Annotated in this window: 9 protein-coding genes; 7 read left to right on the top strand and 2 right to left on the bottom strand. The window is 68.9% G+C overall.

The window, feature by feature from the left end; translation table 11 throughout:
- Nucleotides 1-121 precede the first annotated feature (121 nt).
- The 6 genes from HII36_RS51115 (at nt 122) to HII36_RS51090 (ending at nt 5,655) form a co-directional block, all read left to right on the top strand.
- The gene (locus HII36_RS51115; protein WP_173530658.1) at nt 122-739 is read left to right on the top strand and encodes an ArsR/SmtB family transcription factor; all 618 of its coding nucleotides are present in this window, start codon (nt 122-124) and stop codon (nt 737-739) included.
- Nucleotides 740-955: 216 nt separating this feature from the next.
- Nucleotides 956-1,879, top strand: coding sequence for a 30S ribosomal protein S2 (gene rpsB, locus HII36_RS51110; RefSeq protein WP_173530657.1), 924 nt, complete (start codon nt 956-958; stop codon nt 1,877-1,879).
- A 572-nt stretch (nt 1,880-2,451) separates the two neighbouring features.
- The gene (gene tsf / locus HII36_RS51105) at nt 2,452-3,285 is read left to right on the top strand and encodes a translation elongation factor Ts (RefSeq protein ID WP_173530656.1); all 834 of its coding nucleotides are present in this window, start codon (nt 2,452-2,454) and stop codon (nt 3,283-3,285) included.
- 139 nt (nt 3,286-3,424) lie between these two features.
- Nucleotides 3,425-4,123: a UMP kinase gene (pyrH, locus tag HII36_RS51100; protein WP_217370995.1), complete on the top strand. Its 699-nt coding sequence runs from the start codon at nt 3,425-3,427 to the stop codon at nt 4,121-4,123.
- 42 nt (nt 4,124-4,165) lie between these two features.
- Nucleotides 4,166-4,723: a ribosome recycling factor gene (gene frr / locus HII36_RS51095; RefSeq protein ID WP_173530654.1), complete on the top strand. Its 558-nt coding sequence runs from the start codon at nt 4,166-4,168 to the stop codon at nt 4,721-4,723.
- A gap of 92 nt (nt 4,724-4,815) precedes the next feature.
- Nucleotides 4,816-5,655 carry a phosphatidate cytidylyltransferase gene (locus tag HII36_RS51090; protein ID WP_173530653.1) on the top strand — a complete coding sequence of 280 codons (840 nt, stop codon included), beginning with the start codon at nt 4,816-4,818 and terminating at the stop codon, nt 5,653-5,655.
- On the opposite strand, the gene HII36_RS51085 is transcribed toward HII36_RS51090, so the two are convergent.
- Nucleotides 5,652-6,668: a suppressor of fused domain protein gene (locus HII36_RS51085; RefSeq protein WP_173530652.1), complete on the bottom strand. Its 1,017-nt coding sequence runs from the start codon at nt 6,666-6,668 to the stop codon at nt 5,652-5,654. The two genes, HII36_RS51090 and HII36_RS51085, sit on opposite strands and share 4 nt — an antisense overlap.
- A 119-nt stretch (nt 6,669-6,787) precedes the next feature.
- Here HII36_RS51085 and rlmN point away from each other — a divergent pair, with 119 nt between their 5' ends.
- On the top strand, nt 6,788-7,888 hold the full coding sequence (gene rlmN / locus HII36_RS51080) for a 23S rRNA (adenine(2503)-C(2))-methyltransferase RlmN (protein ID WP_173530651.1): 1,101 nt from the start codon (nt 6,788-6,790) through the stop codon (nt 7,886-7,888).
- Between the two features lie 54 nt (nt 7,889-7,942).
- Here the strand turns inward: rlmN and HII36_RS51075 are convergent, their stop codons facing one another.
- Complete coding sequence (locus HII36_RS51075) at nt 7,943-8,230, bottom strand: hypothetical protein (RefSeq protein ID WP_173530650.1); 288 nt, start codon at nt 8,228-8,230, stop codon at nt 7,943-7,945.
- Nucleotides 8,231-8,335: the final 105 nt, after the last annotated feature.

The following is an 8,335-nucleotide window of genomic DNA, read 5'->3' as shown; positions in this document are numbered from 1 at the left end:
GGGTTGGGGTGGTGGGCATGGGGCTCCAAAGTGTGGAGGGTTTCCTTCATTTAAGTGTGAAGGTAATGCTTCACAGTTGTGAAGGCAATGTTTCACATCGAGATCCAGGTACCTTGGGCGCATGACGCGGGAGAGTGAGTGGCTCAGTGACCCCAAGGCCATGCGGGCATTGGCGCACCCCGCGCGGCTGCTGATACTCAACAAGCTCGTCAGCGGCGTCACCGCCACGGCCACCGAGGTGGCCGAGATCGCCGGCATCACCCCCAGCGCCGCCAGCTACCACCTGCGCATGCTGGCCAAGTACGGGTTCGTCGAGGACGCCCCGCCCCGGGGAGACGGCCGTGAGCGGCTGTGGAAGGCCGTCGACAGGTCGCTCGCCGTCGGCGTGCTGCCCGACGACCAGCCGGACGTGCGTGCCGCCAAGAACCTGCTGATCAAGGTCTTCCGCGACGAGGCCAACAGAGAGGCGGAACGGGCGCTGGCCCACCACGCGCAGGAGAGCGAGGAGTGGCGGGAGGCCATCCGCTTCAGCCGTACCATCATCAGGGTCGACGCGGCCGAGATGGCGGGGATCTACGGCGAGATCGAGAAGCTGCTGGAGCCCTACATCGCCCGCTACCGCGACGAGCGCTCGGCGCCGCTCGGCGCGCGGGTCGCCGAGGCGCAAGTGAGCCTCTTTCCGCACGTGGCGAGGACACCGCCGGGAATACCGACGGAAGACCACGATCGTCCGGGTTGACCTGAGACGGTCAGCCGGGGGCGGCGCGGGAGGTAGACTTTTCGATGGCCTGTAACCATAGGCCGACTTCGCATGCCCCGTTGCGGACCGCACCCTCGGTCCGGGCCCAGGCCCGGCTGGAGCGGTTTCGGGGCATCAGGGCGGCAGCCCCGCGCTGCCGCGGCACAACCGAGAACCGCGCCCCCCTGCAGGGCGCCAGACCTGGAGGACCATCACATGGCCCCCGTCGTCACCATGCGACAGCTGCTCGAGAGCGGCGTTCACTTCGGTCACCAGACCCGTCGTTGGAACCCGAAGATGAAGCGCTTCATCTTCACCGAGCGCAACGGCATCTACATCATCGACCTGCAGAAGTCGCTGTCGTACATCGACCGTGCCTACGACTTCGTCAAGGAGACCGTCGCCCACGGCGGCACCATCCTGTTCATCGGCACCAAGAAGCAGGCTCAGGAGGCCATCTCCGAGCAGGCCGCTCGCGTGGGCATGCCGTACGTCAACCAGCGCTGGCTGGGCGGCATGCTGACCAACTTCTCCACCGTGCACAAGAGGCTTCAGCGTCTGAAGGAGCTCGAGGAGCTCGACTTCGACAACGTCGCCGGCTCGGGGCTCACCAAGAAGGAGCTCCTCATGCGCCGTCGCGAGAAGGACAAGCTCGAGCGCACGCTCGGCGGTATCCGTGACATGGGCCGCGTGCCCAGCGCGGTGTGGGTCGTCGACACCAAGAAGGAGCACATCGCGATCAGCGAGGCCAAGAAGCTTGGCATCCCGGTCGTCGCGATCCTCGACACCAACTGCGACCCGGACGAGGTCGACTACCCGATCCCGGGCAACGACGACGCCATCCGCGCCGTCGGCCTGCTCACCCGCGTGGTCGCCGACGGTGTCGCCGCCGGTCTGATGGCCCGCTCCGGCGCCGCCCGCGGTGACGAGAAGCCGGCCGCCGCCGAGCCGCTGGCCGAGTGGGAGCGCGAGCTCATCGAGCAGGGCCAGCCCGAGGCCCCCGCCGCTGAGGAAGCCCCCGCCGCGGCTGAGGCTCCCGCCGAGGCCCCTGCCGCTGAGGAAGCCCCCGCCGCCGAGGCCGCCGCTCCGGCCGCCGAGGCCGAGGCTGAGGCCGCGACCGAGACCGAGCAGCAGGCCTGACGACCGACGGGCCACCGGCCCGCCGTTCCTGCGGACTGACGCGCACCATGGGTCCGAGCGCTCGAAGCGCCTCGGACCCACCCCGCGAACGAGGTCCGAAGGACGTCTCGGGCTGAGGGCCTGAAAGGGCATCTCGGGCTGAGGGTCCGAAAGGCCGCCTCGGGCTGAGGGTCCGAAAGGCCGTCTCGGGCTGAGGGTCCGAAAGGCCGTCTCGGGCTGAGGCGCGAGGTCTGAGGGGTCTGGTGCACGTCTCACGGCCGGGCCGTCCCGGTCCGGTGAGTTCCGTAGGTTCGACCGAGTGAACGGCCCGGCCGGCACACCCCTCACCAGGGGCGTACGGCCAGGCCCGGCGCCATAGGTTCGGGCAAGGCAAGTGCCCCGACCGGCCAAGCGGCGGCGCGCACGCGCTATCCGCGGCCAGGCTGGGGCAGTATGCCAACTGAAAGGCACGCCCGAGTCCTCGAGCAAGGCTTCCGTACGGCACGCGACTGCCGTACCAACAAGGGTGGGTGACCGAAAGGCCGGGCGCCCACCCGATCCACGACGACGACGAAATCCCACAAGGAAAAGCAATGGCTTCCGTGAACATGGCCGACGTCAAGCGGCTTCGCGAGATCACCGCTGCCGGCATGATGGCTTGTAAGAAGGCGCTCGAGGAGGCCGACGGCGACTTCGACCGCGCCGTCGAGCTGCTGCGTCTCAAGGGCGCCAAGGACGTGGGCAAGCGTGAGGCGCGTACCGCCTCCAACGGCCTCGTCGCGCTCAAGCAGGAGGGCGACGCGCTCGCCGCGCTGCTCGAGCTCAACTGCGAGACCGACTTCGTGGCCAAGGGCGAGCGCTTCCAGGAGCTGGCCGCCCAGGTCGTCGCGCACGTGCTTGAGACCAAGCCGGCCGACGTGGCGACGCTGCTCGAGTCCTCCTTCGACGGCAAGAGCGTCAAGGACCACCTGGACGAGGCCAACGCCGCGCTGGGCGAGAAGATCGAGATCCGTCGTTTCGCGGTGCTCGAGGGCGGCTACATCGGCGCCTACATGCACCGTACCGACCCGGCGCTGCCGCCGGCGGTGGGCGTGCTCGTTCAGCTCGACAAGCCGAACGCCGATGTCGCCAAGGACATCGCGCAGCACGCCGCCGCGATGGCCCCGCAGTACCTGAAGGCCGACTCCGTCCCCGCCGAGGTCGTCGAGAAGGAGCGCAAGCTCTTCGAGGAGATGACCCGCGAGGAGGGCAAGCCCGAGCCCGCGATCGCCAAGATCGTCGAGGGCCGCGTCAACGGCTGGTACAAGGACTTCACGCTGCTTCAGCAGGCCTTTGTCAAGGACAACAAGAAGAGCGTGGGCAAGTTCGCCGAGGAGAACGGCGTCGAGGTGCTGGCGTTCGTCCGATTCAAGGTCGGCCAGGCTTAGGCTTGAGCAAGCTTCCAGCCCACAGTTCCACCGAATGAAGGAGGCCGCCGCCGTGCAGGACCACCGGGAGTCAGCCCACGAATCCACACGGACGGCGGCTTCCCCATTTCCACAACACTCGCTGCGCTGGAAGCGGGTGATGTTGAAGCTGTCAGGCGAGGCGTTCGCCGGCAACGACCCGCTGGGCATCGACCCGGCCGTGGTCAACCACCTGGCCGACTCGATCGCCGAGGCCGTACGCGAGGGCGTGCAGGTCGCGGTGGTGGTCGGCGGGGGCAACATGTTCCGCGGCGCCACCCTGTCGCAGGGGGGCATCGACCGGGCCAGGGCCGACTACATGGGCATGCTCGGCACGGTCATCAACTGCCTGGCGCTGCAGGACTTCCTCGAGAGGCGCGGCGTCGAGACCCGCGTGCAGACCGCGATCACGATGCAGCAGGTGGCCGAGCCGTTCCTGCCGCGTCGCGCGATCAGGCATCTCGAGAAGGGGCGCGTGGTCATCTTCGGCGCCGGACTGGGCTCGCCGTTCTTCTCCACCGACACCGCCGCGTCGCAGCGGGCGCTGGAGATCGGCGCCGAGGCGCTGCTGAAGGGCACCCAGGTGGACGGGATCTACGACTCCGATCCACGAAAGAATCCGGATGCGGTCAGGTTTGACCATCTCGACTACGGCGAGGTGCTGCTCCGTGACCTCGCGGTCATGGACGCCACCGCGATCAGCCTGTGCAAGGACAACGATCTGCCGATCGTGGTCTTCGACCTCATGGGCGAGGGCAACATCCTGCGAGCGGTCCGCGGTGAGAAAATCGGCACGCTGGTGAGTCCCGCAGGCAAATAGGGAGCGAGCCCGACACCGCCAGCTAGTAGACAGGGAGCCGCTGTGATCGACGAAACCCTCCTCGAAGCCGAGGAAAAGATGGACAAGGCCGTCTCGGTCGCGAAGGAGGACTTCGCGAGCATCCGGACCGGCAGAGTCACGCCCTCGATGTTCAACAAGATCAGTGCCGAGTACTACGGTACGCCGACACCGATCCAGCAGTTGGCCTCGTTCCACGTGCCCGAGGCGCGCATGGTCCTGATCCAGCCGTACGACAAGAGTTCGATGGCCGCGATCGAGCGGGCCATCCGCGACTCGGACCTCGGCGTCAACCCCACCGACGACGGCCAGGTGATCCGCGTGACGTTCCCCGAGCTGTCGGAGGAGCGCCGCAAGGAGTACATCAAGGTCGCCAGGAACAAGGGCGAGCACGCGAAGGTCTCCATTCGCAACATCCGCCGTTCCGCCAAGGAGATCCTCGACAAGATGATCAAGGATGGCGACGCGGGCGAGGACGAGGTGCGCCGGGCCGAGAAGGAGCTCGACGACCTCACGCAGAAGCACGTCGCCAAGATCGACGAGCTGCTGAAGCACAAGGAAGCCGAGCTGCTCGAAGTCTGAGCGGCGCGCGCCACGCGGCCCTCGCCCTGGCGGCGGGGGCCGTGGCGCATGGAGAACCACCCCCAAGTACCGGACCCTAAGGATCAGACCCGGTGGAAGAACGTACGGCTGGCACCAGCCCGAGCGGCGGCAGCCGTACCGGCAGGAACCTGCCTGCCGCGATCGCGGTCGGCGTGGGGCTCGGCGCTCTGGTCATCGGCTCGCTCTACACGATCAAGGAGCTCTTCCTCCTGGTGCTCGTGGGCGCCGTGGGCGTCGGCGTGGCCGAGCTGAGCCAGGCGTTCGCCACCCGGGGCATCAAGGTGCCGCTCGTGCCGGTGCTGGCCGGGCTGGTGGCGATGCAGGCCGGGGCGTACTGGGGTGGTCCGCTGTGGCTGCTCGGCGCGTTCGCGGTGTTCGCGTTCGTGTTGCTGATCTGGCGGATGTTCGCCGGCGGCACCGAGGGTTACGTCCGTGACGCGACGGCGTCGGTGTTCGTGTTGTTCTACCCGGCGATGCTGGCGGCGTTCGCGGCGCTGCTGCTCATGCCGCCGGACGGCCGCGACCGGGTGCTGATCTTCATCGCGGTGACCGTGGCCAGCGACATCGGCGGCTACATCGCCGGGGTGTTGTTCGGCAAGCACAAGATGACGGTGATCAGCCCGAAGAAGACCTGGGAGGGTTTCGCCGGGTCCGTCATCGCCTGCACCGCCGTCGGGGCCTGGCTGGTGACGTGGCTGCTCGGCGGCGCGCTCTGGCAGGGCGCGCTGATCGGCGCGCTGGCCGCGTTCCTGGCCACGGTCGGCGACCTGATCGAGTCGGTGATCAAGCGTGACCTGGGCATCAAGGACCTGGGCACGATCCTGCCCGGGCACGGCGGCCTGATGGACCGGCTCGACTCGCTGGTGACGACGCTGGTGCCGGTCTGGCTGCTGATGACCCTCTTCTTCTAGCCGGTCAGCGCCTCGGCGGTGACGGGCGTGAGCCAGAGCCACCGGACGGCCTCGCCCCCGAACGCGAACCCCGACATGTCGGGCATGGCGGGAGCGTTGGCCAGCATGAGCACCCCGGAGTACCGCGATCCCAGCGGGAACGTCGAGGGCTCGTGATACCACTTCGCGGTGTGCCCGTGCCCCAGCCAGGTGACCGAGTGCCACGGATACTGCGACAGCCAGACCAGGAGTAACGCCGCGTCCTTCGGGTCGTCCCTGGTGGCCACGGCCAGCTCGATCCTGGCGTACGCGCCGGGCCGGTCGATCCACTGCTCGACCGTGGGCATGCGCTGGCAGCTCATCCCCACCGTGGACACCACGGTGAAGTCACGCCTGTCGTGCGGCGGGCGCTCGGTGATGCCGACGGTGGGCAGCCGCTCGCCGCTGGCGTCCCAGTAGCGGCCGGCCGGGCCGAGCGCCCGTTCCAGGTGGCCCATCACGAACTGCTGGAACGACGGCCACGAACCCTCGCTGTGCCGCCAGCGCCAGTACGACCTGGCGTTCGAGATGCGTGGCCGCAGCCCTTCCAGCGCCTCCGACAGGGCCCAGGCGAACGGGGACTCGCCCACGGCGTCCCTGGCGTAGCCGGGCATGCCCCGGCTCATGTCGGCCCAGCCGGGGATGACGGCCAGCAGCTCGTCGTCGTTCTCGTAGATCGCGACCCCGTCGCCCTCCTCGAACCAGAGCGCGCTGAGCTGGCCGAGCGGACGGCGTCCTTCCGGGTGCGTGGTGTTGGCCCTGGGCATCAGGGGCGGCAGGTTCGCGTTGATCCTGGCCAGATCCACCACCTCGGGCGCCGGGCGATGGTTGGCCAGCCAGACCGCGCCGTGCACGGTGCCGTCGGGCGCGCACAGGTAAGCCACCGAGGAGTCGTCGTCGCGCTCGACCACGAGCGTGCGGCTGCCGTACGGGTTACCCGTGGCAAGGACGACCTCGGTGCCGCCCTCGCCAGTAGCCGACCGAAAAATCGCCATACGAGATGACTGTAGATCGGCTGACATCCTTGACGCGAGCCATACCGTGACCAGGAATGCCACCTCCGATCCCAACGTTCATTACCCTGGTCGGTAACTCCTCACGCAAAGGCAGGAACGTGTCTCAGCCCCCAGGTCAGCTCACCTTCGTCGCGCCGCGCCGGGCCAAGCCCGCGCGACACCTGGCCGACCTGTCCATGGCCGAGCGCCGGGCCGCGGTGGCCGAGCTGGGAGAGAAGGCCTTCCGCGCCGACCAGCTCTCGCGTCACTACTTCGAGCGGCTCACCACCGATCCCGGGCAGATGACCGACCTGCCGGCGGCCTCGCGCGAGAAGCTGTCCGCGCTGCTGCCCGATCTGCTGACCCCGGTCAAGGAGCTGACCACCGACGGCGGCACCACGCGCAAGACGTTGTGGAAGCTGTTCGACGGCGCGCTGGTCGAGTCGGTGCTCATGCGTTACCCCGACCGGGTCACGATGTGCGTGTCCTCGCAGGCCGGATGTGGCATGAACTGCCCGTTCTGCGCCACCGGCCAGGCCGGGCTGACCCGCAACATGTCCACCGCCGAGATCGTCGAGCAGGTCGTCGCGGGCGCCCGCGCGCTGGCGGCCGGCCAGGTGCCCGGCGGTCCTGGCCGGGTGAACAACGTGGTGTTCATGGGCATGGGCGAGCCGCTGGCCAACTACAAGCAGGTGATCGGCGCCGTCCGCCGGATGGTCGACCCGGCGCCGCACGGGCTGGGCATGTCCGCGCGCGGCATCACCGTCTCCACGGTCGGGCTGGTGCCCGCCATCGCCAAGCTCGCCGACGAGGGCCTGCCGGTCACGCTCGCGCTGTCCCTGCACGCCCCCGACGACGAGCTGCGCGACACGCTGGTGCCGATCAACACGCGCTGGAAGGTCGCCGAGGTGCTCGACGCGGCCTGGGCGTACGCGGCCAAGACCAAGCGGCGCGTCTCCATCGAGTACGCCCTGATCAAGGACATCAACGACCACGAATGGCGGGCCGACCTGCTCGGCAAGCTGATCAAGAACAAGCTCGTGCACGTCAACCTGATCCCGCTCAACCCGACGCCGGGCTCGAAGTGGACGGCGTCCCGGCCGGAGGACGAGCGGGCGTTCGTGCGCAGGCTGCAGTTCCACGGCGTGCCGGTGACGGTCCGCGACACCCGGGGCAGGGAGATCGACGGCGCCTGCGGCCAGCTCGCCGCCGCCGAGTAGCGCGGTTCAGGAGGCTCGGCGCCGCCAGACGTAGCAGGCCAGGCCGATCACGCACTACGCCAGCGTGATCGCGGCCAGCTGCGGGAACTCGGCAGGCAGCGCCCCGGCGCTCGCCGTCTTCATCCAGGCCAGCAGGGGAACGGTCAGCCAGTACAGCGGTGACGCGCTGACCAGCAGCATCACCAGGAACCCGAGCAGCAGCGCCATGATCGACAGTGCCGGCGACGGCAGGATCGGCCGGCTGGTCAGCGCGCCGAGCGCGGTGCCGGTCAGCGCGGCCAGCGCGTACAGCACGAGCACGGCCGCCATCTCCGGCGGCGGCGGGGTCGCGCTGGTGGGCATGGTCGACGGCTTCTTCATCGGGCTGGCGCTGTGGATCCTCGGGGTGCCGATCGCGCTGCCGCTGGCCGTGCTGACGTTCATCGGCGCGTTCCTGCCCGTCGTGGG

The organism is Nonomuraea antri, from assembly GCF_013283785.1.
In the GTDB taxonomy this organism is placed as follows: domain Bacteria; phylum Actinomycetota; class Actinomycetes; order Streptosporangiales; family Streptosporangiaceae; genus Nonomuraea; species Nonomuraea antri.
Note: the sequence above shows the minus strand (reverse complement) of the source record. Positions and strands in the feature narration are given on the sequence as shown.